Source organism: Chitinimonas lacunae, from assembly GCF_042650885.1.
Lineage (GTDB): Bacteria > Pseudomonadota > Gammaproteobacteria > Burkholderiales > Chitinimonadaceae > Chitinimonas_A > Chitinimonas_A lacunae.
The window spans coordinates 2,338,159-2,364,378 of sequence record NZ_JBHSBU010000001.1; the positions used below are offsets into that span (position 1 = coordinate 2,338,159).

Sequence of the window (26,220 nt, forward strand, 5' to 3'; positions counted from 1 at the left end):
AACCGTTGTGCTGGGACCGTGCCGGCTTAGAAGCCGGGCACGAGACATTTCTTGTGGTCGATGTGATACAGGAACTCGTCACGGAAGTGACGGAGCATGCCCTGTACCGGCATCACCGCGGCATCGCCAAGCGCACAGATGGTGCGGCCTGCGATGTTCTTGCCGACGGAGTCGAGCAGATCGAGGTCTTCTACACGGCCTTGGCCGTTCTCGATCCGGTCGATCACGCGATAGAGCCAACCGGTGCCTTCGCGACACGGCGTGCACTGACCGCACGACTCCTCGTAATAGAAGTAGGACAGGCGGCGCAGGGCTTTGACCATGCAGACCGTCTCATCCATCACGATCACGGCGCCGGAACCAAGCATCGAGCCGGCTTTGGCGATCGAGTCGTAATCCATGGTGCAGTCCATCATCACGGCTGCCGGCAGTACCGGCGCCGACGAGCCGCCCGGAATCACGCCCTTGAGCTTCTTGCCACCGCGCATGCCGCCCGCCATTTCCAGCAGGGCCGAGAACGGCGTGCCCAGCGGGATCTCATAGTTGCCCGGGCGATTGACATGGCCCGACACCGAGAACAGCTTGGTGCCGCCATTGTTGGGCTTGCCGAGTTCCAGGAACTTCTGCCCGCCCTCGCGGATGATGTAAGGCACCGAGGCGAACGTCTCGGTATTGTTGATCGTGGTGGGCTTGCCATAGAGGCCGAACGAGGCGGGGAACGGCGGCTTGAAGCGCGGCTGTCCCTTCTTGCCTTCGAGCGATTCGAGCAGCGCGGTCTCCTCGCCGCAGATATAGGCACCGTAGCCGTGGTGGGCATACAGTTCGAAGGAGAAATCGCTGCCGAGGATGTTCTGGCCCAGGAAACCAGCCTGGCGGGCTTGTTCAAGCGCCTCTTCGAAGATCAGATAGTCTTCGAAGATCTCGCCGTGGATATAGTTGTATCCGACCTTGATCCCCATGGCGTAGCCGGCGATGATCATGCCTTCGATCAGCGCATGGGGGTTGTAGCGGATGATGTCCTTGTCTTTGAAAGTACCCGGCTCGCCCTCGTCGGTATTGCAGACCAAGTATTTGTCGCCCGGGAACTGACGCGGCATGAAGCTCCACTTCAAACCGGTCGGGAAGCCGGCGCCACCGCGGCCGCGCAGCGCCGAGGTCTTCACTTCGGCGATCACGGCATCCTGGGTGATCTTCTCGTCGAGGATCTTGCGCAGGGCGGCATAGCCGCCGCGCTGGACATAGGCGTCCAGCTTCCAGCAGTCAGCGTCGTCGAGATCGACACCGTCGAAAATGATGCCTTTGACGTAAACGGTCATGACTTACCCGCGCTTATTGCAATTCGGCCAGCTTGCGGTCGATCGCATCCGGCGTCATGTGGTTGCACATGGTATGGTTGTTGACGAGCATCACCGGTGCGTAGCCACACGCCCCCATGCACTCGCCCTCGACCAGCGTATATTTGCCGTCGGCAGTGGTCTCGCCATAGCCGATCCCGAGCTTCTTCTTCAGATATTCGCCCGCATCGGCCCCGCCCGACAGTGCGCACGGCAGATTGGTACAGACCGTCAGCTTGTGCCGACCGACCGGCTTTCTGTCGTACATGTTGTAAAAGGTGGCCACTTCATGGGCAGCCATCGGCGCAATGCCCAGATAGTCGGCGACGAACTTGATCAGGTCGGTCGACAGCCAGCGGTGTTCGACCTGGGCGATACGCAGTGCCGACATCACGGCCGAGCGCTTTTGCTCCGGCGGATATTTGGCGACCTCGCGATCGATTTGGGCCAGCGATTCGGGGGAGAGCATCAGCGGTCAACCTCACCAAAAACGATGTCCTGGGTACCGATGATCGCCACCACGTCGGAGATCATATGGCCACGCGACATCTCGTCCAGCGCCGACAGGTGAACATAGCCCGGGGCGCGAATCTTCAGACGGTAGGGCTTGTTGGCACCATCGGAGACCAGATAGATGCCGAATTCGCCCTTGGGATGCTCGACGCCGGCATAGGCCTCGCCTTCGGGCACATGCATCCCTTCGGTGAAGAGCTTGAAGTGGTGAATCAGCTCTTCCATATTGGTCTTCATATCGACCCGCGACGGCGGCGCCACCTTGTGGTTGTCGGTGATCACCGGACCGGGATTTTTGCGCAGCCAGTCAACGCACTGTTTGATGATGCGGTTGGACTGGCGCATTTCCTCGACACGAACCAGATAGCGGTCGTAGCAGTCACCGTTGACGCCGACCGGCACATCGAAGTCCATCCGGTCGTAGACTTCATAGGGCTGCTTCTTGCGCAGATCCCAGGCGATGCCCGAGCCACGGATCATCGGGCCAGTAAAGCCAAGCTGGATCGCCCGCTCGGGGCTGACCACGCCGATGCCGACGGTACGCTGCTTCCAGATACGGTTATCGGTCAGCAGGTTTTCGTACTCGTCCACATAGGTGGGGAAGCGGCGGGTGAAGTCCTCGATAAAGTCGAGCAGCGAACCTTGGCGGTTTTCGTTGAGGCGGCGGATATCAGCCTCGTTGCGGACCTTGGAAGCCTTGTACTGCGGCATGCTGTCGGGCAGGTCGCGATAGACACCGCCAGGCCGGTAGTAGGCCGCGTGCAGGCGGGCACCCGAGACCGCTTCATAGCAGTCCATCAGGTCTTCACGCTCACGGAAGCAGTACAGGAACATGGTCATCGCACCGCAGTCGAGCGCGTGTGCGCCCAGCCACAGCAGATGGTTGAGCACCCGGGTGATCTCGTCGAACATCACGCGGATATATTGGGCACGCTCGGGCACTTCGATCTGCAACAGCTTTTCGATCGCCATCACATAGGCGTGCTCGTTGCACATCATCGAGACGTAGTCGAGACGGTCCATGTAAGGAACCGACTGCAAGAAGGTCTTATGTTCGGCCAGTTTCTCGGTGGCACGATGGAGCAGGCCGATATGCGGGTCGGCGCGCTGCACCACTTCGCCGTCGAGTTCAAGCACCAGGCGCAGCACACCGTGCGCGGCCGGGTGCTGCGGACCGAAGTTCAGGGTGTAGTTCTTGATCTCAGCCACCGTAGTTCTCCTCGCGGATAATGCGCGGAACGATCTCACGCGGCTCAATGGTGACGGGTTGGTAGATAACGCGACCTTGGACCGGGTCGTAGCGCATCTCGACGTGGCCCGACAGCGGGAAATCTTTGCGGAACGGGTGGCCGACGAAACCGTAATCGGTCAAGATACGGCGCAGGTCGGGATGGCCGGTGAACACGATGCCATACAGATCGAAGGCTTCGCGCTCGAACCAGTTGACCCCTGGCCACACCTCGAGCATCGACGGCATGGTAGGCAGTTCGTCATCGGGACAGAACACCCGTACCCGCAGACGCACGTTATGCTCGACCGACAGCAGATGGTAGACCACGGCGAAACGGGCACCATCCCAGGCACCCTCCTTGTAGGCGCTGTAGTCCATACCGCACAGGTCGATACAGGAGCGGAACTGGAACTGTGGCGCATCGCACAGCAGACGGGCCACCTCGTTCCACTCGGATTGCTTGACCACCAGAGTCAATTCGCCGAGTGCATTCTTCAAGGAAACGGCCTTGTCACCCAAGGCCGTTGTCAGCGCCTGCTGTAGCGCGTCGATTTTTTTCGCCATGATGGATAGAGTCGTCGTTGGCGTAAGAGGTATCAGTCCAGGATCAGCGCGCAATCGTATTGGTGCGCTTGATCTTGTTCTGCAGCTGGATCAGGCCGTACAGCAACGCCTCGGCAGTCGGGGGGCAACCCGGCACATAGACGTCCACAGGCACAATGCGGTCGCAACCGCGCACCACGGAATAGGAATAATGATAGTATCCGCCACCGTTGGCGCACGAACCCATCGACAACACCCACCGTGGCTCGGGCATCTGGTCATACACCTTGCGCAGGGCCGGAGCCATCTTATTGCACAGGGTGCCGGCGACGATCATCAAATCGCTCTGGCGCGGACTAGGACGGAACACGATACCGAAGCGGTCGAGGTCATAGCGGGAAGCGCCCGCATGCATCATCTCGACAGCGCAGCAGGCCAGACCAAAGGTCATGGGCCACAGCGAGCCGGTACGGGTCCAGTTGATGACGGTGTCGACGCTGGTGGTGAGAAAGCCTTTCTCCACCACCCCTTGCGACACCGGATTTTCGGCTACTCCCATTCCAGCGCCCCTTTCATCCACTCGTACACGAATCCGACCACCAGAATTCCCAGGAACACCATCATGGCGACGAAGCCGGGGAAGGCCACTTCCTTGATCACCGCCGCCCAGGGCAGCAGGAAGGCCACTTCGAGATCGAACAGGATAAACAGGATGGCGACGAGGTAGTAACGCACGTCGAACTGCATGCGCGCATCTTCGAACGCCTCGAAACCGCACTCGTAGGGAGACAGTTTTTCCGGATCGGGCTTGTTGGTTCCAAGAACAAGGCTGACAGCCTTACCCAACGCCATAGGGGCGACACCAACCAGCAACCCAACCAGCATGAAGAGCAAGACTGGGAAGTAGTTCTCGAGCATGAAAGCTCCCCGGTACGGTTGTTACAAGCGAATGAAGGGCATGACTGCCCCTCATTTTGGACCACCTGCATAATATTGCGGCGGATATTTGAATTTGGTGCCGACAGTGAGACTCGAACTCACACGGCTCTCGCCACTACCCCCTCAAGATAGCGTGTCTACCAATTTCACCATGTCGGCAGAGCACCAAATTTGACCGGTAAACTTAGTTGGGTATTACACCCTGTTTACCGTTTTGCGCCGGTTGATTTTCCGGTGCTTTTTGATTCTGATGCGGTACAGAGGACATAACACCAGCATCAGTTTTTACTTCGACTCCCGCGTCGATTTTCACCAGCGCGAAAAGCGTACAGAAAAAGATTGTAGCACAAACAGCCGTAGTTCTACTCAAAAAATTCGCAGAACCGCTTGCTCCAAACAGACTTCCGGCAGAACCGCTGCCGAAAGCAGCACCCATATCGGCGCCTTTACCGTGTTGCAGCAAGACCAGCACTATCACAGCCAGTGCGGACAGTATGTTTGCAATCTGAATCAGACCTTTAAATACTTCCATGTCCGCCACTCAAGCCGCCGCGCGGCAAATATCTGCAAATTCCTGCGCATCGAGCGATGCACCACCTACCAACACCCCATCCACAGCGGGAAGGGTCAGAATAGCTGATGCGTTGCCCGCCTTCACGCTACCACCGTAGAGCACCGAGAACGACGCTCCCAGATGGCGCTTGATCAATTCGTGCATCGAGGCGATCTGATCGAGCGATGCGGCCCTGCCGGTACCAATCGCCCAGATCGGCTCATAAGCCACACAGAACCGTTCGGGAGAGGCGCCGCGTGCCATCAAGGCACGTAACGGAGCCAACTGCGATTCTATTGCCGCTTCGGCACGACCACCATCGCGTTCTGCCAGTGTTTCACCGACACACACAACGGCGAATAACCCCACTTCTAACAGACGGGCAAGCTTGGCCGCCACAGCCGCGTCGCTTTCCGCGAAATATCGGCGGCGTTCTGAGTGACCGATGATCACTTCGGCGCAGCCGATATCTTTAAGCATTCTTGCCGACACTTCGCCGGTATAGGCACCGTCACCGTACTCACTGACGTTTTGCGCTCCGACGCGTATCGCACTCTTTTTCAGCTTGGCGACTGCTTGCCCCAGATAGGGATAGGGCACACAGACCGACACCGAAGCATCGAAAGACTGGTTTTGCAGAGCATCGAGAACCTCATCGATCGCAGCGGCGGAACCGTTCATTTTCCAGTTGCCGACCACATGTTTGCGAGCCATTCAGTTGCCCCGTCTGCTGCAAAGGAGGCGAATTCTAAGGGGTCTTTGTGCTTTCGTCAAACCTGATCGAGATAAAAATCGTCCTAGCGGGCAGTTGGAGGATTTGTAATATTTGTGTAATGCCAAATTCGTAGTATCCGCCGCCGTGGCGAGAAGCCATTGCCGCAGCGCGGGCGCCGCTTCCCTGATCAAGCTGCCCGATTCATTAGATACCGCAAATCTCTGGAGAATACGCAATGCATCTGCCCCTGGGCCGCACAGTAGCCGTCGTTCTGGGTCTGGCGACCTCGGTCGCCCACGCTGCCGATATCACCGGCGCCGGCGCCACCTTCCCCTACCCGCTGTATGCCAAGTGGGCCGAAGCGTACAAGACCAAGACCGGTGTCGGTCTCAACTACCAGTCGATCGGCTCGGGCGGCGGTATCAAGCAGATCCAGGCCAAGACCGTCGATTTCGGCGCCTCCGATATGCCGCTCAAGTTGGAAGAACTCAACAAGAGCGGCCTGATGCAATTTCCTACCGTGATCGGCGGCGTGGTGCCGGTCTATAACCTGCCTGGTATCGGTGCCGGTCAATTGAAGCTCAGCCCGCAACTGCTGGCCGATATCTATCTGGGCAAGATCAAGCGCTGGAACGACGCCCCGATCGCCGCCCTCAACAAGGGGCTGCCGCTGCCGGCCCTGCCGATCAATGTGATCCGGCGCGCCGATGGCTCCGGCACCTCGTTCATCTTCACCAACTACCTGTCCAAGGTCAGCCCCGAGTGGAAGCAGAAGGTCGGCGAAGGCACGGCCGTGGCCTGGCCTGCCGGGATCGGCGGTAAGGGCAACGAAGGCGTGTCGGCCTATATCCAGCGCATCAAGGGCACCATCGGCTACGTCGAATATGCTTACGCCAAGCAGAACAAGCTGAGCCACGCCATGCTACAGAACAAGGAAGGCGTTTTCGTACAGCCGACCGAGGAAAGCTTCAAGGCGGCCGCCGCCAATGCCGACTGGAAAAACTCGCCAGGTTTCTATCAGATCCTGACCGACCAGCCCGGCAAGGCCGCCTGGCCCCTGGCTGGCGCCACCTTTATCCTGCTGCATAAGAAACAGGACAAGCCGCAAGCCGGCGGCGAAGTGCTCAAGTTCTTCGACTGGGCCTACGGTGCCGACGGCGACAAGACCGCACTCGATCTCGACTACATTCCGCTGCCCGATGAAGTGGTCGGCCAGATCAAGGGGACATGGAAACAAGTCACCGATGCTAGCGGTGCGGCAATTCTCAAGTAAAATCCCGACCCCTGCCGGACAGCGGCAGTGGCATCGACGGCAGGCAAGCCCCAACACGGCTGCCTGCCGCTTTGTCGTTAAATAACCGAGTTATCGCGAGACGGATCATGTCAGACCAAGCCCGCCTACCCAACCATCGCCTCGCCGACACGCTATTCCTGTATCTGACCCGGGGCGCGGCCGCGCTGGTGCTGCTTTTGCTGGCAGCGATCATCGGTTCGCTGATCGTCGGCAGTTGGCCCAGCATTGCCAAATACGGTCCCAGCTTTCTGTGGAACCCGACCTGGAACCCCGTCACCGAGGAATTCGGCGCTTGGCGACCTATTCTCGGGACCCTGCTGACCTCGGCGATTGCCTTGTCGATCGGTGTCCCGGTCAGCTTCGGTATTGCCCTGTTCCTGACTGAACTGGCCCCTACCTGGCTGCGCCGCCCGCTGGGTATCGCGGTCGAGCTGCTGGCCGGCATCCCTTCGATCATCTATGGGATGTTCGGCTTTTTCGTGGTGGCCCCGCTGCTGAGCGAACATGTTCAGCTCTGGTTGACCGAAAAGACTGCCGGCATCCCGCTGCTGGGTGCCTTGTTCGACGGCCCGCCGTTTGGCATCGGCATCTTCACCGCCGGCCTGATCCTTGCCGTGATGATCATTCCGTTCATTGCCTCGGTGATGCGTGACGTGTTCGAAGTGGTGCCCGCCATGCTCAAAGAATCGGCCTACGGCCTTGGCGCCACCACCTGGGAAGTCGTGCGTTATGTGGTGCTGCCCTACACCAAGACCGGGGTGATCGGCGGCATCATGCTAGGCCTTGGCCGCGCACTTGGTGAAACCATGGCGGTCACTTTCGTGATCGGCAATTCCTACGATGAAGTCGGCTCGCTGTTCCATCCGGGCAACAGTATTGCCTCGAGCCTGGCCAACGAATTCAATGAAGCCCATTCCGAGATGCATCTGGCGGCGCTGATCGAGCTGGGGCTGATCCTGTTCGTCATCACCTTTATCGTGCTGACCCTGTCGAAACTGCTGCTGCTGCGCCTGCAAAAGAGCGAAGGCACGCATTCCTGATCCGGATAAAGAGCGAATATCCATGAATTCCGCCCTGTATACCCGTCGCCGGCTGGTCAACTACTTCAACCTCGGCATGTCGATGTTTGCCATGCTGTTTGGTCTGTTCTGGCTAGGCTGGATTCTTTACACCCTGCTCCAGAACGGCTTTTCTGCGGTCAATCTGGCCGTCTTTACCCAGACCACTCCAGCTCCCGGCAGTGCCGGCGGTCTGGCCAATGCCATCATTGGCAGTCTGGCGATGGCCTTGATCGGCACCTTGATCGGCACGCCGATCGGCATCCTGGCCGGCACCTATCTGGCCGAATTCGGCCAGCGCGGCTGGCTGGCGCCCACGACCCGCTTTATCAACGACATCCTGCTGTCGGCGCCGTCGATCGTGATCGGTCTGTTTGTTTACACACTGTACGTCAAACAGGTGAAGCACTACTCGGGCTGGGCCGGTTCGCTGGCGCTGGCGCTGATCGTGATCCCGGTGGTGCTGCGCACGACCGAGAATATGCTGCGGCTGGTGCCCAACAGCATGCGCGAAGCCGCAGCGGCGCTCGGCGCGCCGCGTTGGAAGATGATCGTGTCGGTGACGCTGCGCGCCTCGCGTGCCGGCATCCTGACCGGCATCCTGCTCGCGGTGGCGCGTATTTCCGGCGAGACCGCTCCTTTGCTGTTCACGGCGTTCAATAACCAGTTCTGGAGCGTCAATATGAACGAGCCGATCGCCAACCTGCCCTATGTGATCTTCCAATTCGCCATGAGCCCGTACGAAGACTGGAAGCAGCTCGCCTGGGCCGGCGCCCTGATCATCACCTTGAGCGTGCTCGGCCTGAATGTGCTGGCGCGGGTGCTGCTCAAGCAGGAAAAGACTCACTGATACCGACAGAACCGAACATTCGAGAAAGCATGAATATGGAAAGCCAAGCCACGCCGGCCAAACTGTCGGTACGCAACCTGAACTTCTACTACGGCAACTTCCACGCCCTGAAGCAGATCAACCTCGATATTACCGATCGCAAGGTCACCGCTTTTATCGGCCCGTCGGGCTGCGGTAAATCGACGCTGCTGCGCACCTTCAACCGCATGTACGACCTCTACCCCAAGCTGCGCGCCGAGGGCGAGATTCTGTTCAATGGCCGCAATATCCTCGACAAGGGTGTGGACCTCAATATGCTGCGGGCCAAGGTCGGCATGGTGTTCCAGAAGCCGACGCCGTTCCCGATGTCGATCTACGACAATATCGCCTTCGGGGTGAAGCTGTATGAGCGGCTGAGCCGCAGCGAGATGGACGACCGGGTCGAATGGTCGCTACAGAAGGCGGCGCTGTGGAACGAGGTCAAGAATAAGCTCAAGCAGTCCGGTCTTGGCCTCTCGGGCGGTCAGCAGCAGCGGCTGTGTATCGCCCGGGCGGTAGCGGTCAAGCCTGAAGTGCTGCTGCTCGACGAGCCGACTTCGGCGCTCGATCCGATCTCGACGGCGCATATCGAGGAGCTGATCCACGAGCTGAAGAAGGACTACACCATCGCCATCGTGACCCACAATATGCAACAGGCGGCACGGGTATCGGACTACACGGCCTATATGTACCTGGGCGAGCTGGTCGAAGTCGGGGCTACCGATGATATCTTCACCAAGCCCACCCGTAAGGAAACCGAAGATTACATCACCGGTAAATTCGGCTGAGACGCACTGGAGAAATCGAGAAAAACGGCGCCTAAGCGCCGTTTTTTATTTTTTACATCAAACTTGGTCCATAGTTGCAGACGTTTTGCACAATTTTTACTTTCTTCTCTCCCCTCTCCTTCTGTCCCAAAACAGGGTCGCGCCCCTCACAGGCGGCCACAGCTCAACTGCCGCCCTGCTCACTTTCCAACCCATTCGCCTTCAAAGAGGCGTCGAAGTAAACCAAGACCCTGAATGGATCAGACCAACGCTCATAAGTCACCATCGTCTCCAGTACAAGCCTGGGTAAGTCACGCTGCTTGGAAGCTGAGGCAGTCCAGGCTCGGACACCATGTGGAAGAGAAATGGGTAGCGTGAGAGAAAGAAATTGAAGGGAATAAAAAAGCGACGCTGTGGCGTCGCTTCTTGGGATAAGGCAAAGGAATCATGGATGCAGAAATATTTATTTCTGATTATTTGCCTCTCCCTATCTTGCATTTGTTTTTCAGATAATTTTATTCAGCTTCAGGCAGCCGCTTCTTCGACCACCGCTGCGAGCTTGCCGGCCCAGGCTTCGGTCAGTTCGGCGTCGCGGCCTTCGACCATGACGCGCAGCACCGGCTCGGTGCCCGACGCACGGAGCAGGACACGGCCGCGGCCGGCCAGCTCGACTTCGGCTTCGACCAAGGCTGCCTGGATGGCCAGATTGTCGCGATGGTCGAAACCTTTGCGCACTCGAACATTGCGCAGCACTTGCGGGTAGACCTTCAGATCGGCGCAGAAATCGGCCAGACCCTTGCCCGACAGGCGCACGGCCGACAGCACTTGCAGTGCCGATACCAGACCGTCGCCAGTGGAATGGCGATCAAGGCACAGCAGATGGCCCGAGCTTTCCCCGCCGATCAGCCAGCCGCGTTCCTTGAGGATTTCCAGCACATAGCGGTCGCCCACCTTGGCGCGGGTAAACGGAATCTGGCGCCGTTCGAGTGCATGTTCGAGGCCAAGATTGGACATCAGCGTGCCGACCACGCCGCCGCCCAGGGTGCCCTGGTCGCGCCGGAAGCAGGCAATCACATACAAGAGGCGGTCGCCGTCGTACAGCTCGCCGGTCTGGTCCACCATCACCAGCCGGTCGCCGTCGCCATCAAGCGCAATGCCGAAATCGGCCTTCTCGGCCAATACGCGCTGGCGCAGGGCTTCAGGGGCAGTCGCGCCGCAGTCGTCGTTGATATTGATACCGTTGGGATGGTTGGCCATCGCCACCACATCGGCCCCCAATTCGTGGAATACATGGGGAGCAACCTGATAGGCAGCGCCATGGGCGCAATCGACCACGATCTTGAGGCCGCGCAGATCGAGTTCGCTCGGGAAGGTGCTTTTGCAGAATTCGATATAGCGGCCGGCGGCATCGTTGACCCGTTTGGCGCGCCCCAGCGAAGCCGACGCGACGCAGGCGAGCGGGCGGTCGAGTTCGCGTTCGATTTCCAGTTCGACCGCATCGTCGAGTTTGACCCCGCCTGAGCCGAAAAACTTGATGCCGTTATCTTCGAAGGGATTGTGCGAGGCCGAGATCACCACCCCGGCCGACAGACGCAGTGCCCGGGTCAGGTAAGCGACGCCCGGGGTCGGCAGCGGCCCGGACAGGTAGACATCGACCCCGGCGGCCGACAGACCGGCCTGGAGCGCCGATTCGAGCATATAGCCCGAGACGCGGGTGTCCTTGCCGATCAGCACGGCGGCATGGGTGCCATCGTGGCGGGCGGCCGCCAGTACCTTGCCTGCGGCAAAACCCAGCCGCATGGCAAAGTCGGGAGTGATCGGGGCTTCGCCGACCCGACCGCGCACGCCGTCGGTTCCGAAATACTTTCTGCTCATTGCAATTCCCGCAAAGTGGGCGACGCTGACACTGTCGCCGTCGTTGTTCTAGGTAGCCGGCAGCCCAGGGCGCCGGCCCGCTCTCTTGTTATAAACCGGCCAATACTGCCAATGCATCGCGGGTATCGCGCACCGCATGGACCCGCACAATCGCCGCACCACGCTGCACGGCCAGCAACGCGGCGGCCACGCTTGCCGCGTCGCGCTGCTCGGGCGATCGACCGCCGCACAACTGCCCCAGCATCGATTTGCGCGACACCCCCACCAGCAAGGGGCTGTCGAGCGTCTGCAACGTCTGCAACTGACGGAACAGCATCACATTATGGGTAAAGTCCTTGCCGAAACCGAAGCCGGGATCGAGCACGATACGCTCAGGTGCGATCCCCGCAGCCACTGCTGCCGCACGCCGTTCGGCCAGATAGCCGCTCACCTCGGCCACCACATCCTGATAGACCGGCGCCGCCTGCATGGTGCGCGGCTCGCCGCGCTTATGCATCAGACAGACCGCCGCTTCACTGGCAGCCAGCGTCTCCAGGGCTCCTGGCGCTTCGAGCGCGGCAATGTCGTTGACCATATCGACGCCCAGTTCGAGCGCGGCGCGCATCACCTCGGGCTTGCGGGTGTCGATCGACAGCGGCACCTTCCAGCCGGCCAATTCGCGCAGCACAGGCAATACCCGGCGCAATTCCTCCTCGACCGGCACTTCGGCAGCGCCAGGCCGGGTCGACTCGCCGCCGACATCGAGCAGATCGGCGCCTTCTTCGAGCAGACGGCGGGCATGGGCCAGCGCGGCATCGGGCCAGTCGTGGCGGCCGCCGTCGGAGAAGGAATCGGGAGTGACATTGACGATGCCCATCAGCAAGGGACGGGACAGATCGAGGCTGAAGCGGCCGCAGCGCAAGGAAGGCGTCACGAAAGCGGGTCCGTCAAAGTAAGACAGCGGCCCGGGCCGCTGTCGTGGTTGATGGGAAGGCTACCGATTATAGCTCTTGCGCCGGAGTGGTCGTGACGGTCGGCGCGGTGCCATTGCTGTTGTCGCTACTGCTCGGCGGGGTCTGCCCGGCAGCAGGCTTGGGCGGACGCGGCGGACGGCCGGCCATGATGTCCTGTAACTGCTCGGCGTCGAGGGTTTCCCATTCCATCAGGGCATTGGTCATCACCTCGACCTTGTCGCGCTGCTCGTCAAGCAGCTTCTTGGCCATTGCATACTGCTCGTCGATGATGCGGCGGATTTCGCCATCGACCTGTTGCAGCGTCGCTTCGGACACGTTCTGGTGAGTCGTGACCGAGCGGCCGAGGAATACCTCGCCGTCGTTCTCGCCATACACCATCGGGCCCATCTTTTCCGACATACCGTAGCGGGTCACCATATCGCGGGCGATCTGGGTCGCACGCTGGAAGTCGTTGCTGGCCCCGGTCGAGATGCGGTGGACGAACAGCTCTTCGGCAATCCGGCCGCCGAACAGAATGGCAATCTCGTGCAGCATCTGGTCCTTGTAGCCGCTGATGCGATCACGCTCGGGCAACTGCCAGGTGACGCCAAGCGCACGGCCGCGCGGCACGATGGTGACTTTATGGACCGGATCGGTACCCGGCAGCGTCATGGCGACTACGGCATGGCCCGATTCGTGATAAGCCGTTGCCCGCTTCTCTTCCTCGGTCATCACCATCGAGCGACGCTCGGGGCCCATATAGATCTTGTCTTTGGCCTGCTCGAAGTCCTGCATATCGACCAGACGCTTGTTGGCGCGCGCGGCAAACAAGGCCGCTTCATTGACCAGGTTGGCCAGATCGGCGCCCGAGAAGCCCGGCGTACCGCGTGCCAGCACCGACGCCACCACATCGTTGGCGATCGGCACCTTGCGCATATGGACATTGAGGATCTGCTCGCGGCCGCGCACATCGGGCAGCGGCACCACCACCTGGCGGTCGAAGCGGCCCGGCCGCAGCAGGGCCGGGTCGAGCACGTCGGGACGGTTGGTGGCAGCGATCACGATTACGCCGGCGTTGCCTTCGAAGCCGTCCATCTCGACCAGCATCTGGTTGAGTGTCTGCTCGCGCTCGTCATTGCCGCCGCCGAGACCGGCGCCGCGCTGGCGACCGACAGCATCGATTTCATCGATAAAGATGATGCAGGGGGCGTTCTTCTTGGCGTTCTCGAACATATCGCGCACGCGGGCGGCGCCGACGCCGACGAACATTTCGACGAAGTCCGAACCGGAGATCGAGAAGAACGGCACCTTGGCTTCGCCAGCAATCGCCTTGGCCAGCAGGGTCTTACCGGTACCGGGCGAGCCGACCATCAGCACGCCGCGCGGGATACGGCCGCCAAGTTTCTGGAATTTGGACGGGTCGCGCAGGAAGTCGACAATCTCCTGCACTTCCTCCTTGGCCTCGTCACAGCCGGCCACATCGGCGAAGGTGATCGAGTTGTTGTTCTCGTCGAGCATCCGGGCGCGTGACTTACCGAACGAGAACGCTCCGCCCTTGCCGCCGCCTTGCATCTGGCGCATAAAGAAGATCCAGACGCCGATAATCAGCAGAACCGGCAGCAAATTTATGAAAATATTCATAAACCAGCTGGGTTCATCCTCGACTTTGGCCGAGAATTTCACTTTGTGCTTGATCAGGGTATCGGTCAGGCGGAAGTCGAACGGGGCGTAGGTCGCGAACTGGGTGCCGTCGGTACGCTGGCCGTGGATCAGTTGACCACGGATCACGTTGCCCTCGATTTCGACACTGCTGATGCGACCTTCCTCGACGTCGCTCATGAATTGGGAGTAAGGCACCTGGCGCTGCTGTTCCTGGCGCTTGGTGAACTGGTTGAACACGGTCACTAACACCAGACCGATGATCACCCAGATGGCGATATTCTTGCCCAGATTGTTCACGGCATTGCTCCTTGGTGCCGGCGTTTGTCGATCGGTCGCCGCCGACGGCGACCCATTGCCTTGATTTTAAAAGCTGCGGACGGGGGTGTCAGCCTAGGACGTTTACCGATGCCCTATTTCTTGCCCTTGCCTAGCAGATAGATCTCGTTACTGCGGTCGCGCGAGGCGGCCGGTTTGCGGGTCAGGACGCTGGCAAATTCGCTGCGCATCTGCTGGATAAATTCCGTATAGCCACTGCCTTGGAAAGTCTTGACCAGAAAATGCCCCCCGGGTTTCAGGTAGTCACGACAAAAATCGAGCGCGAGTTCGCAAAGATGGAAACTGCGCGCCTGATCGATTACCGCCATGCCGCTGATATTGGGGGCGATATCGCAGATCGCAAGATCGACCAGACGCCCTTGCAGCAATTCGGTAAAACGGGTCAGCGTCTCTTCCTCGCGGAAATCGCCCTGGACGAATTCGACCCCAGGCAGCGGGTCCATTTCCAGGATGTCGAGGGCAAACACCCGACCCTGCTGCCCCACCAGTCGTTTCGCCACCTGGGACCAACTGCCCGGTGCCGCGCCCAGATCGGCCACCCAGTAGCCGGGCTTGAGCAGCTTGTCCTTTTCATTGATCTCGAGCAGCTTGTAGGCGGCACGCGAACGATAGCCGTCCTTCTGAGCCTGATGGACGTAGTGGTCGTTGACGTGCTCTTGCAGCCACGCCTTGCTGGTTTTGGTACGCGACATAAAAGACGGCCTTACTGGCCCCGCCGACGCGGCGGAGACGATTTTACGCTATAATTCAACGCTTTTTGCGGAGTGAAATGCTATGGAACTGACCCGAGATCAACGGCTCTTTCTGCGAGCCCAAGCGCACGGCCTCAAACCCGTGGTGATGATCGGCAACAACGGTTTGACCGATGCGGTGATTCGGGAAATCGCCATCAACCTCGACGCCCACGAACTGATCAAGGTCCGCGTTCTGGGCGACGACCGTGCCCTGCGCGAACAGTGGCTGGCCGAAATCTGCGACCATCTGGACTGCGCGCCGGTGCAGCATATCGGCAAGCTGCTGGTGCTGTATCGCCAGGCCGAAACCCCGCGTATCCAACTGCCCAAGCCCACCAAGAAAACCGCCTCGGTAGCCAAGAAGCCTGCCACCAAGACAGCCTGAACGATCAAAAGCCGGCACAAGGCCGGCTGATCCAGGACACTGCCCTGCTCGGGCCGCCCTGGCTGGGACGCCCTCAATTGTCCCTGAATTCGACTTCGGTATCCACGACAAAACGTGTCGAAGACGGTTCGAACTTCCATTTCGACAAGGCGGCAATCACCGCCCGGTCGAACACCCGGCGTGGCCGGGCTTCCAGAATATCGACCTGCACCACTGCCCCGTTCTCATCTACCGTCATCCGCGCCTTGATATTGCCGCTGGTCACCCCTTCACGCGCTGCTTCGCGCGGAAAGTCGGGTTGTTGGCGGAACACGGGCTTCAGATTGGGCTGCTTAGGTGGCGGCAAGCTTACTTCGGGCGTCCGCGCCACCATCGGCTGTGCGCTGGCCAACTGTACCGGTTTTTCGACCGACGCAACTGGCTGGACCACCGGAGCTGCCAGTACCGGTGCAGGATTCGCTGTCGGGCCGCTAGCCGGCTGGACAACCGGCTGCACCGCGACCGGCGCTGGCGCCACTGCTACCACCGGTTTGGCGGACACGGGGGCAGCGGGCTTCGGCTTCTCGGCCGTCTTCTCGACAGGTTTGGGTTCGAGACGCACTTCAGGCGTTGCTGCCGGCTTTTCCGTCGGCGTGAACCAACGGCTGGGATTGGGCACCACACCGAACAGCTTGCTGTCTTGCTCGGGCTCGGCGCTGGCTACCGTCGCAGTCGCCTGGACAACGCCTGTAGCAGGCGGGGCAGGTTCGGTGCCACGCGCGGCAAATACCGCTACCCCGGCCAATGCCGCCACACTGGCGCCTACCACCCATAAGGGAAAGCCACGCCGCCGATGCTGGCCCAACTGCAAGGGCGCCTCACTCAGCCCGGCACCCAGCGGTGCCAGCAGGCCAAGCACCTCAAGCCGCTCGATATCGCGCGCCACCCGGTCGGTATCGATCGTATGGCCGGCAGCCAGTCGTTCGGCCAGGGCCATCACCGGCAAGTCGCCGTCGGCCCATTGCAGCAATTTGCGCTGGTTGAGGCTCAGGCCGTGTTGAGCGGCCTTGAGTTCTTCGTCGCCGGCCGCGGTACGGGCGTATACGGCAAGCAGATTTGGCGTTCCCATCGATATCCCCCTATCAAGACGTCTAGGCAAGGTGAGAATACCTGTATAAGCAACTGCTGTCATCCCGAATTGCGCAAGAAAAAAATGCGCCGTTTCTCTGATACAACAATGGCTTAGCGATCACCGTCTGCTATCGCCAGGAGCAGCCACCAGGGCCAATCCGAGCAGGCTTTGCAGCAGGTAGATCAGGCTGGAAATCGTATGCCAGCTCTGGAAACCGCCACCGAAGACCCCTTCCGCCGCTGCGTGCATCTGCGGTTTCAGGGCGGCAATCACCGGGAACACCGCGAAATGGTTGACCAGGGTGAGCGTCAACATGGCCATCAACAGCCAGAATGTCCGGCTGCGGAACGCCGCCAGGCCCGCCTGCCATAACAGGTCGAGTACCAGATAGCCACCGGCGACGATCCCGATCCAGGCCATGGCCCGGAACAGGGCACCAGCCACCCGGCCGGCCTGGGCGTGGTCAAGCTGCTGGAACAGGATCGGGGCCACCACGACGCCGATCACCCACAGGCCGCCTACCCACAGTACCGTCAGAATCGCACGCAGCGCCTGCGGAAAGGGTTGCACAGCCGGGGCCTCAGATATATTTGACGTCGAGCACTTCGTATTCGCGGATGCCGCCCGGTGCCAGCACCTCGGCCACTTCGCCGCTCGACTTGCCGATCAGGGCGCGGGCGATCGGGCTCGAGACCGAAATCTTGCCCTGCTTGATATCCGCCTCGTCGTCGCCAACGATCTGATAGGTAACCTGATCGCCCGATTCCAGGTCTTCCAGATCGACCGTGGCACCGAACACGATGCGGCCATCGGACTCAATGGCAGCCGGGTCGATGATCTGGGCATTGGACAGCTTGGCTTCCAGTTCGAGAATGCGTCCTTCCACAAACCCCTGACGCTCTTTGGCGGCATCGTATTCGGCGTTCTCCGACAGATCGCCGTGCGAACGTGCTTCGGCAATGGCCGCGATCACGTTGGGCCGCTCGACGCTTTTGAGGCGTTGCAGTTCGTTCCTCAGCAGTTCGGCGCCGACAACGGTAAGGGGCACTTTGAACATCTTCTCTCTCTCCAATCGCACCGCCTGGGCGGTGGGCTAAAACAACAACCCCCGCAGCGAAATCTCTACGGGGGAAAGACAGCGCCGCCACACAAGGCGGCGGCGGAACGGGAATACGGCCGATCAGTCGGCCAGACGGCGGTGCAGGCCCTGCACCGGATAAACCTGCCATTCGGCGCGGTGGGCCATACCAATGGCTGCGGCCCGGGCGCCGGCCAGCGTGGTGTAGATCGGAACCCGGCCTTTGAGCGCCTCGTGGCGGATCGAGTACGAATCCTGAATCGACGCGCGGCGCTCGTCAACGGTATTGACCACCAGCGCCACATCGCCGTTCTTGATCATATCGACGATATGCGGCCGGCCTTCCTTGACCTTGTTGATCGCCGTGACCGCCACGCCGGCAGCCTGCAAGGCGGCTGCCGTGCCACGGCTGGCCACCAGATCGAAGCCCAGCTCGACCAGCATACGGCCCACTTCGACCGCACCGGGCTTATCGCTGTTCTTGACCGACAGGAAGACCCGTCCCGAAGTCGGCAAGCGCTCGCCCGCGGCCAACTGGCTCTTGACGAAGGCTTCGGCGAAAGTTTCGCCCACCCCCATCACTTCGCCGGTCGACTTCATTTCAGGACCGAGAATGGTATCGACGCCCGGGAACTTGATAAACGGGAATACTGCTTCCTTGACCGAGTAGTAAGGCGGCGTCACTTCGCCAGCCACGCCCTGATCAGCCAGGCTGCGACCCACCATGGCGCGGGCCGCGATCTTGGCCAGCGGCCGGCCGGTGGCCTTCGAGACGTAGGGCACGGTACGCGAAGCACGCGGGTTGACTTCAAGCACATACACCGTCTCGCCCTGGATGGCGAACTGCACGTTCATCAGGCCGACCACCTGCAGTGCGCGCGCCATCGCCACGGTCTGGCGCCGCAGTTCGTCTTGCAGCGCCTCGCTCAGGCTGTACGGCGGCAGAGAACAGGCCGAGTCGCCCGAATGGACGCCGGCTTGCTCGATATGCTCCATAATGCCGCCGATAATCACTTCCTCGCCATCAGACAGGGCATCGACATCGACTTCGATCGCATCGTTGAGGAAGCGGTCGAGCAGCACGGGCGAGTCGTTCGAGACCTTGACCGCCTCGCGCATATAGCGGCTCAGATCGTCTTCGCTGTGCACGATCTGCATCGCCCGGCCGCCGAGCACATAAGACGGGCGCACCACCAGCGGATAGCCGATCTCGGCCGCCAGCACCAGCGCATCGCGCTCGTTGCGGGCCGTGGCATTGGGCGGCTGCTTGAGGCCCAGATCGTGCAGCAGCTTCTGGAAGCGCTCACGGTCTTCGGCGGCGTCGATCATATCGGGACTGGTACCGACGATGGGCACGCCATTGGCCTCGAGCGCACGCGCCAGCTTAAGCGGAGTCTGGCCGCCATACTGGACGATCACGCCGATGGGCTTTTCCACATTGACGATTTCCAGCACGTCTTCCAGCGTCAGCGGTTCGAAATACAGCCGGTCCGAGGTGTCATAGTCGGTCGAGACGGTCTCGGGGTTGCAGTTGACCATAATGGTCTCGTAACCGTCTTCGCGCAGCGCCAGCGCGGCGTGGACGCAGCAGTAGTCGAATTCGATGCCCTGGCCGATCCGGTTCGGGCCACCGCCCAGCACCATCACCTTCTTGCGGTCGGTCGGCTGCGCCTCGCACTCTTCCTCGTAGGTGGAATACAGATAGGCGGTATCGGTGGCAAATTCGGCCGCGCAGGTATCGACCCGCTTATAGACCGGCTTGACGCCGAACTGATGGCGGCGGGCGCGCACGGCAGCCGCTTCGCTGCCCAGCAGCACGCCAAGCCGGCGGTCGGAGAAGCCCTTACGCTTGAGCCGGCGCAGCTCGGCGCCATCGAGTGCTTCAAGGCTGCGGCCGCGCAGCAATTGTTCCTCGCGCACCAGATCCTCGATCTGGGCCAGGAACCAAGGATCGATGCTGGTATGTTCGTGGACGGAGGCCAGGTCCATACCGATGCGGAAAGCATCGGCCACATACAGGATGCGCTCAGGTCCCGGCGCACCGAGCTCGGCGTCGAGTCGGTCGGGGTCGGTGGTACGCTCATCGAAACCGGCGAGGCCGGTTTCAAGGCCGCGCAGGGCTTTCTGCATCGATTCCTGCAAGGTGCGGCCGATGGCCATCACCTCGCCCACCGACTTCATCTGGGTAGTCAGACGGTCATCGGCCTGCGGAAATTTCTCGAAGGCAAAACGCGGAATCTTGGTGACCACGTAGTCGATGGCCGGCTCAAACGAAGCCGGAGTCTTGCCACCGGTGATCTCGTTCTTGAGTTCGTCGAGCGTATAGCCCACGGCCAGCTTGGCCGCCACCTTGGCGATCGGAAAACCCGTGGCCTTGGAAGCGAGCGCCGACGAGCGGCTGACGCGCGGGTTCATCTCGATCACGATCAGACGGCCGTCCTTCGGATTGACCGAGAACTGCACATTGGAGCCACCCGTATCGACGCCGATCTCACGCAGCACCGCCAGGCTGGCGTTGCGCATGATCTGGTATTCCTTGTCGGTCAGGGTCTGGGCCGGTGCCACGGTGATCGAGTCACCCGTATGCACGCCCATCGGGTCGAAGTTCTCGATGCTACAGACGATGATGCAGTTGTCGTGGCGGTCGCGCACCACCTCCATCTCGTACTCTTTCCAACCGAGCAGCGACTCTTCGATCAGCAACTCGCGGGTCGGCGACAGATCGAGGCCACGGGTGCAGATCTCGACGAACTCTTCGATGTTGTAGGCAATGCCGCCGCCCGTGCCGCCCAGGGTAAAGGACGGCCGGATCACTGCCGGGAAGCCGACCCGCTGCTGTACCGCCAGCGCGTCTTCAAGGCTGTGGGCGATGCCCGAGCGGGCGCTTTCCAGGCCGATCTTTTCCATGGCCAGCTTGAACTTCTGCCGGTCCTCGGCCTTGTCGATGGCCTCGGGCTTGGCGCCGATCATCTCCACGCCGAAGCGGTCGAGCACACCATGGCGCCACAGATCGAGCGCGCAGTTGAGCGCGGTCTGACCGCCCATGGTCGGCAGCAGCGCCTGCGGCCGCTCCTTCTCGATGATCTTGGCCACCACCTCCCAGGTGATCGGCTCGATATAGGTGACGTCGGCCGTTTCCGGGTCGGTCATGATGGTGGCCGGATTGGAATTGACCAGCACCACCTTATAGCCTTCCTCACGCAGCGCCTTGCAGGCCTGGGCACCGGAATAGTCGAATTCGCAGGCCTGGCCGATGATGATCGGGCCGGCGCCGATGATAAGGATGGTCTGGATGTCTGTACGCTTTGGCATCGCTTTACCCTGTGAAACGTGAAAGGTGACGGACGGAACGGACGCCCCGCTCGGGGCGACACGACTCAGCCCTCACGCTTCGCGGCCTCCATCGACTTGATGAAGCGGTCGAACAAATAGCCCACATCATGCGGGCCGGGACTGGCTTCCGGATGACCCTGGAAGCTGAAGGCCGGACGGTCGGTCAGGGCGATGCCCTGCACCGTGCCGTCGAACAGCGAACGGTGGGTGATGCGGACGTTGGCAGGCAAGCTGGTCTCGTCCACCTGGAAACCGTGGTTCTGGCTGGTGATCAGCACGCGCCGGTCGTCCAGGTCCTGCACCGGATGGTTGGCGCCATGGTGGCCGAACTTCATCTTGCTGGTGCGGCCGCCTACAGCGAGCCCGAGCAGCTGATGGCCCAGGCAGATACCGAACAGCGGCAGGCTGCGCTCCAGATAGGTACGAATGGCTGCCACGGCGTAGTCACACGGCTCCGGGTCGCCCGGGCCGTTGGACAGGAAGACGCCATCGGGCTTCATCGCCAGCACTTCCTCGGCCGGGGTCTCGGCCGGCACCACGGTCAGATGGCAGCCGCGCTCGGCCAGCATCCGCAGAATATTGCGCTTGACCCCGAAATCGTAGGCGACCACGTTGAAGCGGGTCTGGGTCTGGGTACTGCTGCCCAGGCCCAGGCGCCATTCGCGGGTGCGCCATAGATAGGGTTCCTGGCAGCTGACCACCCGGGCCAGATCCTGGCCGGCCATGCTGCCAAACGAGCGAGCCAGTTCGATCGCGCGCTCGGCATCGATCTCGCCGGCCATGATGCAGCCGGGCTGGGCGCCTTTTTCGCGCAACAGTCGGGTCAGGCGGCGGGTATCGATATCGGCGATGGCGACCGTGCCGTTACGGACCAGATAGGCATCGAGGCTTTCCTCGGCGCGGAAATTGGATACCCGCAGCGGCAGATCGCGGATGATCAGGCCGGCGGCAAACACGCCGCGCGATTCCATATCGTCCTTGTTGACGCCGACATTGCCGATATGCGGATAAGTCAGCGTGACAAGCTGTTTACAGTAGGAGGGATCAGTCAGGATTTCCTGATAACCGGTCATGGCGGTGTTGAACACCACCTCGCCGACCGTATGGCCGTCGGCGCCGATGGAGCTGCCATGGAACAGCGTACCGTCGGCGAGCGCGAGCAGGGCTTGGGAACGATTTGACACCAGCGGCTCCTTGGGTGGCGACCCCCGCAGCAGGCGCTAAGGCCCACAACGGGTCGTCTAGACGTAAGAAAACGGGATAGGTGGCGTACCTATCCCGTTTCCCTCGGTAATTGCATGTTTTCCAGGCGGATTTTAGCGCTTTTGCCCTCATGCGGCAATCGGCGCGGCCGGCGGTGCCTGCTCCGACCCAGTGTCCCTCTCGGCCATCCGCGACACGGGAAAACCCGCACAAAGAAAATAAAGCGCCAAATCTCTGCAATACCCATAGCCGCATTTAAGAAAAAATAATCTTTTCAGAAAAAAACACTAACGGCTACCCGGATAAGTCTGGAAACGATTACGGCCGCCTTGCTTGGCTAAATACATGGCGATATCGGCATTCGAGACCAGGGTTTCGGCATCGCGGCCATGGCTGGGGTAGACGCATAAGCCAATACTCGCCTCGACCCGCACTTCGCCGCTGACCAGCGTGACCGGGTCCGCCAGCGCGGTTTGCAGCTTCTGCGCGATCGGCTCGACATCGTCGGGCTGGGCGACTTCGGGCAGCAGAATCACGAATTCGTCGCCGCCCAGACGCGAGACGGTGTCCTGACGCCGCACGGTTTCCTGCAAGCGGGCCGCCACCACCCGCAGCAACTGGTCGCCGGCTTCGTGGCCAAAGCGATCGTTGACTTCCTTGAAGTGGTCGAGGTCGACAAACAGCACCGCCAGATGCCCGCCCGAGCGCTCGGCCGCCAGAATGGCCTGTTGCAGCCGCTCATACAGCAGCACCCGGTTGGGCAGGCCGGTCAGCGGGTCGTGCAGGCTGGCGAATTCGGCCAGCTCCTTCGCCAGCGTCAGTTCGCGCGTGCGGGCCGCGACCTCGTTTTCCAGCCGGGTGGCGTATTCGGCGAGCTTGGCTTCGGACGACTCGACCGAGTCGGCCAGGCGGTTGAATGCCCGCCCCAGCTCCGCCAGCTCGGCATCGATATGCCGACGCAGCCGCACCCGGGCACTGCGGTCGCCCCCGGCCCAGCGCCGCGCCGTGGCCGAGATCTCGGCCAGAGGCCGCGCCACCTGGCGCTTCAGTGCCACATAAAGCAGCAGCATCTCGAAAGCCAGCGACAGCAGCCCCAATAACAGCACCGTGCGGGCGGCCCGGTAGGCCGGGGCCTCCAGCATCGCCTTGGGATAGACGGTGACGAAATACCAGCCAGGGCCATCGATACGGCCGATGCCCAGGTATTCGTTCCATTCGCCGTTCTCGACCACCGTCTGGCCGCCGGCACGGGTAACGGCATGGTAGATGGCGCGCAGATGGGCGTCGTCGCTCTGTTCGATGTTATAGCGGCCGTTGCTGAGCCGGATGCGATCGGCCAGGCCCGGGTGGGCAATCAACTGGCCATCGGCGCGGAAGATCAGGTTATAGGTGCCGGTGAGCCGGGTCTCGAGCGTGCGGCGCAGGATGCTGTCCAGCGTGATCGAGGTGGCGACGTAGTAGACGAAACGGCCGTCGAGATCGATGGGACTGACGCAGGTGGTGAACCAACCGCCCGCCACCGTATCGTTCCAGATACCGGTCCAGACGGTTTTGCGTTGCGGATTGTTCTCGGGCAGCAGGATCGTGACCCAGGGCAGTGTGGTCAGTTGCAGATCGGCCGGGGTGTCGTGGGTCCAGTCGACGCCGGGCCAGTAAGTGGCGAAATAGCCGTCGACCGAGGCCAGATAGGTGGCGCTGAACTGGCGCTGCCAGGCGCGGCCGTATTCGCCGGCCAGCCGGTGCATCGAGAGCAGATCGCGCCGCAGCGCCGGATTGTGCTCGACATAGCGGGCAATAAAGCCGCCTGCTTCGATATGGCTGTTGAAAGTGCCCGGCCGGCGCCGGTAGGCCCCATCGGGCCAGCGGGTGAACAGGCGGTCGAATTCGGATTGCGGGTCGAAATCGCGCCCAGTGCGGGTCAGGGCGTCGAGGAACGCCTGCTTCAGGATATCGAGATTGCTTTCGGCCAGCAGGAAGGTCTGGCTCTCGCGCTCGGCCCGCTCGGTCACATAGCGCGCCAGCGTATCGCGCGCCGTGGACGTCAGGCTCTTTGCCACATGCCAGTAGCCCAACAAGGTGGTAACGACCAGCACCACCGCCACACGCGCCCCCAGCCGCCACAGGGTGCGCCGGGCCAGGGTCGCGCTGGCGCGATGGAACAGGCGGCGCGGCATGACACGCCTTTACAGCAGCGCCTCGATCTGGTTCGTCAGTTCTTCGGGCTTGGTGGTCGGGGCAAAACGATCGACCACCCGGCCGTCGCGATCGATCAGGAACTTGGTGAAGTTCCATTTAATGAATTCGGTGCCCAGCGCACCCGGCGCGGCCGACTTGAGGAAACGGAACAGCGGGTGGGCATCGTCGCCGTTGACCTCGACCTTGGCGAACATCGGGAATTCGACCCCGTAGTTCTTCTGGCAGAAGTCGGCGATCTGGGCCGAATCGCCCGGTTCCTGGCTGCCGAACTGATTGCACGGAAAACCGAGCACCGCCAGGCCACGCTCGGCATAACGGGTATGAAGCGACTGCAAACCCTGGTATTGCGGCGTAAAGCCGCATTCGCTGGCGGTATTGACGATCAGCAACACTTTGCCACGGTAGTCGCCCAGATTTTCGACACTGCCATCGAGGCGGGTGACATTGAATTCGTAGATCGACTCGGCCATCGGTTTCTCCTCGGGATGCTGTTCTGGAAAGACGCGCCGCACTAGGCGGCAAAGCTCATCGAGTATAGCCGCAAACCGGCCAGCGACCGCCCGCTGATCGAAACAGCAGGGGCCTCTCGCTGTCGCAAAAAAGAAACGGCACGCGCAGGGCGTGCCGTTGTCTGGCTTCCACTTGTCTAGCGTGGCCGCTTATTTGGAGGCATTCACGATATAGGTGACGGCTGCACGGAATTCCTCGTCGGAGCCGCTGTAGCCACCCTTGGGCGGCATCGCGCCCTTGCCCTTGGCAGCGCTCTCGACCAGGGCATCGAGGCCACCCTTGGTACGCGGCGCCCAGGCAGCCTTATCGCCGAGCTTCGGTGCACCGGCAGTGCCACTGGCATGGCAGGCCATGCAGACCGAGTCGTAGACTTCCTTGCCCTTGACTGCCGGATCGACGGCGGCGGTGCTGGCGCCAGCGCCTTGCACGGCCGGTTCGGTGAACTTGGCACCAGCGGCATTACCCATATAGGCCACGGCACGGGCGACTTCATCATCGGTCAGGTCAGCCGCACCGCCCTTGGCCGGCATGGCATTGAAACCTTTGACGGCATGTTCGACCAGGGTGGCAAAGCCCTTGCTGATACGCGGTCCCCAGGCGGCAGCATCGCCCTGCTTGGGCGCGCCGGCCAGGCCAGTGCCGTGGCAGGACATACAGACGCTTTCAAAGACCGCCTTGCCGTTGCGGCTGCCGGGCGGGCCGGATTCGTCGAGTTTGGCGTAGCCGATCGGCTGGATCCGCGACACGACGGCTTCGTTGGTCATGGTCGGGCTGCCCGGGTTGACCGGCAGTCCGCTGGTGAACAGCTTGACCAGCAGGAAGATCAATACGGGAATACCCACGATCGCGGCGAGGACCACCCCGATCAACTGTTTGGCCGTCATCGGGTTGTCGGCGTTCGCTTCGCTCATGCTACCCATCCTTTGCGCTTCGGTTAGTCGGTTTGCGGTCGGAAATAAACCCCGCGATTATAGCGGGATTGCGTCCCGGCACAAAACACGCCGCGCGCAGGTGTAGACACAGTGGGAAATCTTGGCTATTCTTGCGCCC

General features: G+C 61.3%; 25 protein-coding genes and 1 tRNA gene. 5 read left to right on the forward strand and 21 right to left on the reverse strand.

The window, feature by feature from the left end:
* Positions 1 to 26 precede the first annotated feature (26 nt).
* The 9 genes from nuoF to tpiA form a co-directional block, all read right to left on the reverse strand.
* A complete protein-coding gene (gene nuoF, locus ACFOW7_RS09665) occupies positions 27 to 1,316 on the reverse strand; it encodes an NADH-quinone oxidoreductase subunit NuoF (protein WP_378163560.1) in 1,290 nt (429 codons plus the stop codon).
* Between the two features lie 13 nt (positions 1,317 to 1,329).
* Positions 1,330 to 1,803 carry an NADH-quinone oxidoreductase subunit NuoE gene (gene nuoE / locus ACFOW7_RS09670; RefSeq protein ID WP_378163562.1) on the reverse strand — a complete coding sequence of 158 codons (474 nt, stop codon included), beginning with the start codon at positions 1,801 to 1,803 and terminating at the stop codon, positions 1,330 to 1,332.
* Positions 1,803 to 3,056: an NADH-quinone oxidoreductase subunit D gene (locus ACFOW7_RS09675; RefSeq protein WP_378163564.1), complete on the reverse strand. Its 1,254-nt coding sequence runs from the start codon at positions 3,054 to 3,056 to the stop codon at positions 1,803 to 1,805. The genes nuoE and ACFOW7_RS09675 overlap by 1 nt, the downstream gene beginning before the upstream one ends.
* Positions 3,049 to 3,642, reverse strand: coding sequence for an NADH-quinone oxidoreductase subunit C (locus ACFOW7_RS09680; protein WP_378163566.1), 594 nt, complete (start codon positions 3,640 to 3,642; stop codon positions 3,049 to 3,051). The genes ACFOW7_RS09675 and ACFOW7_RS09680 overlap by 8 nt, the downstream gene beginning before the upstream one ends.
* Before the next feature lie 43 nt (positions 3,643 to 3,685).
* Entirely contained in the window at positions 3,686 to 4,180 is a 495-nt protein-coding gene (locus tag ACFOW7_RS09685; RefSeq protein ID WP_378163568.1) for a NuoB/complex I 20 kDa subunit family protein, read from the reverse strand.
* The gene (locus ACFOW7_RS09690) at positions 4,171 to 4,539 is read right to left on the reverse strand and encodes an NADH-quinone oxidoreductase subunit A (protein WP_378163570.1); all 369 of its coding nucleotides are present in this window, start codon (positions 4,537 to 4,539) and stop codon (positions 4,171 to 4,173) included. Before ACFOW7_RS09690 ends, ACFOW7_RS09685 begins: the two co-directional genes overlap by 10 nt.
* A 95-nt stretch (positions 4,540 to 4,634) precedes the next feature.
* Positions 4,635 to 4,719: transfer RNA gene (locus tag ACFOW7_RS09695), tRNA-Leu, on the reverse strand.
* A 25-nt stretch (positions 4,720 to 4,744) separates the two neighbouring features.
* Positions 4,745 to 5,092, reverse strand: coding sequence for a preprotein translocase subunit SecG (gene secG, locus ACFOW7_RS09700; RefSeq protein WP_378163573.1), 348 nt, complete (start codon positions 5,090 to 5,092; stop codon positions 4,745 to 4,747).
* Between the two features lie 9 nt (positions 5,093 to 5,101).
* A complete protein-coding gene (gene tpiA, locus ACFOW7_RS09705) occupies positions 5,102 to 5,827 on the reverse strand; it encodes a triose-phosphate isomerase (protein WP_378163575.1) in 726 nt (241 codons plus the stop codon).
* Positions 5,828 to 6,063: 236 nt separating this feature from the next.
* On the opposite strand from tpiA, the gene pstS reads away from it, so the two are divergent.
* From pstS to pstB, 4 genes are all read left to right on the forward strand, one after another.
* Entirely contained in the window at positions 6,064 to 7,101 is a 1,038-nt protein-coding gene (gene pstS / locus ACFOW7_RS09710) for a phosphate ABC transporter substrate-binding protein PstS (RefSeq protein ID WP_378163577.1), read from the forward strand.
* Between the two features lie 107 nt (positions 7,102 to 7,208).
* The gene (gene pstC, locus ACFOW7_RS09715) at positions 7,209 to 8,162 is read left to right on the forward strand and encodes a phosphate ABC transporter permease subunit PstC (RefSeq protein ID WP_378163579.1); all 954 of its coding nucleotides are present in this window, start codon (positions 7,209 to 7,211) and stop codon (positions 8,160 to 8,162) included.
* 22 nt (positions 8,163 to 8,184) lie between these two features.
* On the forward strand, positions 8,185 to 9,030 hold the full coding sequence (gene pstA / locus ACFOW7_RS09720) for a phosphate ABC transporter permease PstA (protein ID WP_378163581.1): 846 nt from the start codon (positions 8,185 to 8,187) through the stop codon (positions 9,028 to 9,030).
* A gap of 35 nt (positions 9,031 to 9,065) precedes the next feature.
* Positions 9,066 to 9,836 carry a phosphate ABC transporter ATP-binding protein PstB gene (pstB, locus tag ACFOW7_RS09725; protein ID WP_378163583.1) on the forward strand — a complete coding sequence of 257 codons (771 nt, stop codon included), beginning with the start codon at positions 9,066 to 9,068 and terminating at the stop codon, positions 9,834 to 9,836.
* A 504-nt stretch (positions 9,837 to 10,340) separates the two neighbouring features.
* Here pstB and glmM read toward each other — a convergent pair.
* The 4 genes from glmM to ACFOW7_RS09745 all read right to left on the reverse strand — a co-directional run bounded on the left by glmM (position 10,341) and on the right by ACFOW7_RS09745 (position 15,312).
* Positions 10,341 to 11,690, reverse strand: a complete 1,350-nt coding sequence (gene glmM, locus ACFOW7_RS09730; protein WP_378163585.1) for a phosphoglucosamine mutase — start codon at positions 11,688 to 11,690, stop codon at positions 10,341 to 10,343.
* An 88-nt stretch (positions 11,691 to 11,778) separates the two neighbouring features.
* Positions 11,779 to 12,546 (reverse strand): dihydropteroate synthase, encoded by a 768-nt coding sequence (gene folP, locus ACFOW7_RS09735; RefSeq protein ID WP_378167999.1) that lies wholly within the window; start codon positions 12,544 to 12,546, stop codon positions 11,779 to 11,781.
* A gap of 124 nt (positions 12,547 to 12,670) precedes the next feature.
* Positions 12,671 to 14,581: an ATP-dependent zinc metalloprotease FtsH gene (gene ftsH, locus ACFOW7_RS09740; protein ID WP_378163587.1), complete on the reverse strand. Its 1,911-nt coding sequence runs from the start codon at positions 14,579 to 14,581 to the stop codon at positions 12,671 to 12,673.
* A gap of 113 nt (positions 14,582 to 14,694) precedes the next feature.
* Positions 14,695 to 15,312: an RlmE family RNA methyltransferase gene (locus ACFOW7_RS09745; protein WP_378163589.1), complete on the reverse strand. Its 618-nt coding sequence runs from the start codon at positions 15,310 to 15,312 to the stop codon at positions 14,695 to 14,697.
* A gap of 82 nt (positions 15,313 to 15,394) precedes the next feature.
* Here ACFOW7_RS09745 and ACFOW7_RS09750 point away from each other — a divergent pair, with 82 nt between their 5' ends.
* The gene (locus ACFOW7_RS09750; protein ID WP_378163591.1) at positions 15,395 to 15,739 is read left to right on the forward strand and encodes a YhbY family RNA-binding protein; all 345 of its coding nucleotides are present in this window, start codon (positions 15,395 to 15,397) and stop codon (positions 15,737 to 15,739) included.
* A gap of 73 nt (positions 15,740 to 15,812) precedes the next feature.
* On the opposite strand, the gene ACFOW7_RS09755 is transcribed toward ACFOW7_RS09750, so the two are convergent.
* The 8 genes from ACFOW7_RS09755 to ACFOW7_RS09790 form a co-directional block, all read right to left on the reverse strand.
* On the reverse strand, positions 15,813 to 16,847 hold the full coding sequence (locus tag ACFOW7_RS09755; protein ID WP_378163593.1) for a TonB family protein: 1,035 nt from the start codon (positions 16,845 to 16,847) through the stop codon (positions 15,813 to 15,815).
* A 120-nt stretch (positions 16,848 to 16,967) separates the two neighbouring features.
* Positions 16,968 to 17,420 (reverse strand): DUF4149 domain-containing protein, encoded by a 453-nt coding sequence (locus ACFOW7_RS09760; RefSeq protein WP_378163595.1) that lies wholly within the window; start codon positions 17,418 to 17,420, stop codon positions 16,968 to 16,970.
* A gap of 10 nt (positions 17,421 to 17,430) precedes the next feature.
* Entirely contained in the window at positions 17,431 to 17,907 is a 477-nt protein-coding gene (gene greA / locus ACFOW7_RS09765; protein WP_378163597.1) for a transcription elongation factor GreA, read from the reverse strand.
* Between the two features lie 123 nt (positions 17,908 to 18,030).
* Positions 18,031 to 21,240, reverse strand: a complete 3,210-nt coding sequence (gene carB, locus ACFOW7_RS09770; RefSeq protein ID WP_378163609.1) for a carbamoyl-phosphate synthase large subunit — start codon at positions 21,238 to 21,240, stop codon at positions 18,031 to 18,033.
* Positions 21,241 to 21,305: 65 nt separating this feature from the next.
* Positions 21,306 to 22,445 (reverse strand): glutamine-hydrolyzing carbamoyl-phosphate synthase small subunit, encoded by a 1,140-nt coding sequence (carA, locus tag ACFOW7_RS09775; protein WP_378163612.1) that lies wholly within the window; start codon positions 22,443 to 22,445, stop codon positions 21,306 to 21,308.
* A gap of 306 nt (positions 22,446 to 22,751) precedes the next feature.
* On the reverse strand, positions 22,752 to 24,638 hold the full coding sequence (locus tag ACFOW7_RS09780) for a diguanylate cyclase domain-containing protein (protein WP_378163615.1): 1,887 nt from the start codon (positions 24,636 to 24,638) through the stop codon (positions 22,752 to 22,754).
* A gap of 9 nt (positions 24,639 to 24,647) precedes the next feature.
* Positions 24,648 to 25,130, reverse strand: a complete 483-nt coding sequence (locus ACFOW7_RS09785; RefSeq protein ID WP_378163617.1) for a glutathione peroxidase — start codon at positions 25,128 to 25,130, stop codon at positions 24,648 to 24,650.
* 189 nt (positions 25,131 to 25,319) lie between these two features.
* Entirely contained in the window at positions 25,320 to 26,081 is a 762-nt protein-coding gene (locus ACFOW7_RS09790) for a c-type cytochrome (RefSeq protein ID WP_378163619.1), read from the reverse strand.
* Positions 26,082 to 26,220: the final 139 nt, after the last annotated feature.

Bases quoted from the DNA above. Each gene is read 5' to 3' on its own strand.
- nuoF (WP_378163560.1), bottom strand. From the start codon at position 1,316: ATGACCGTTTACGTCAAAGGCATCATTTTCGACGGTGTCGATCTCGAC.
- nuoE (WP_378163562.1), bottom strand. From the start codon at position 1,803: ATGCTCTCCCCCGAATCGCTGGCCCAAATCGATCGCGAGGTCGCCAAA.
- ACFOW7_RS09680 (WP_378163566.1), bottom strand. From the start codon at position 3,642: ATGGCGAAAAAAATCGACGCGCTACAGCAGGCGCTGACAACGGCCTTG.
- ACFOW7_RS09685 (WP_378163568.1), bottom strand. From the start codon at position 4,180: ATGGGAGTAGCCGAAAATCCGGTGTCGCAAGGGGTGGTGGAGAAAGGC.
- ACFOW7_RS09690 (WP_378163570.1), bottom strand. From the start codon at position 4,539: ATGCTCGAGAACTACTTCCCAGTCTTGCTCTTCATGCTGGTTGGGTTG.
- secG (WP_378163573.1), bottom strand. From the start codon at position 5,092: ATGGAAGTATTTAAAGGTCTGATTCAGATTGCAAACATACTGTCCGCA.
- tpiA (WP_378163575.1), bottom strand. From the start codon at position 5,827: ATGGCTCGCAAACATGTGGTCGGCAACTGGAAAATGAACGGTTCCGCC.
- pstS (WP_378163577.1), top strand. From the start codon at position 6,064: ATGCATCTGCCCCTGGGCCGCACAGTAGCCGTCGTTCTGGGTCTGGCG.
- pstC (WP_378163579.1), top strand. From the start codon at position 7,209: ATGTCAGACCAAGCCCGCCTACCCAACCATCGCCTCGCCGACACGCTA.
- pstA (WP_378163581.1), top strand. From the start codon at position 8,185: ATGAATTCCGCCCTGTATACCCGTCGCCGGCTGGTCAACTACTTCAAC.
- pstB (WP_378163583.1), top strand. From the start codon at position 9,066: ATGGAAAGCCAAGCCACGCCGGCCAAACTGTCGGTACGCAACCTGAAC.
- glmM (WP_378163585.1), bottom strand. From the start codon at position 11,690: ATGAGCAGAAAGTATTTCGGAACCGACGGCGTGCGCGGTCGGGTCGGC.
- folP (WP_378167999.1), bottom strand. From the start codon at position 12,546: ATGGGCATCGTCAATGTCACTCCCGATTCCTTCTCCGACGGCGGCCGC.
- ACFOW7_RS09745 (WP_378163589.1), bottom strand. From the start codon at position 15,312: ATGTCGCGTACCAAAACCAGCAAGGCGTGGCTGCAAGAGCACGTCAAC.
- ACFOW7_RS09750 (WP_378163591.1), top strand. From the start codon at position 15,395: ATGGAACTGACCCGAGATCAACGGCTCTTTCTGCGAGCCCAAGCGCAC.
- ACFOW7_RS09755 (WP_378163593.1), bottom strand. From the start codon at position 16,847: ATGGGAACGCCAAATCTGCTTGCCGTATACGCCCGTACCGCGGCCGGC.
- greA (WP_378163597.1), bottom strand. From the start codon at position 17,907: ATGTTCAAAGTGCCCCTTACCGTTGTCGGCGCCGAACTGCTGAGGAAC.
- carB (WP_378163609.1), bottom strand. From the start codon at position 21,240: ATGCCAAAGCGTACAGACATCCAGACCATCCTTATCATCGGCGCCGGC.
- ACFOW7_RS09780 (WP_378163615.1), bottom strand. From the start codon at position 24,638: ATGCCGCGCCGCCTGTTCCATCGCGCCAGCGCGACCCTGGCCCGGCGC.
- ACFOW7_RS09785 (WP_378163617.1), bottom strand. From the start codon at position 25,130: ATGGCCGAGTCGATCTACGAATTCAATGTCACCCGCCTCGATGGCAGT.
- ACFOW7_RS09790 (WP_378163619.1), bottom strand. From the start codon at position 26,081: ATGAGCGAAGCGAACGCCGACAACCCGATGACGGCCAAACAGTTGATC.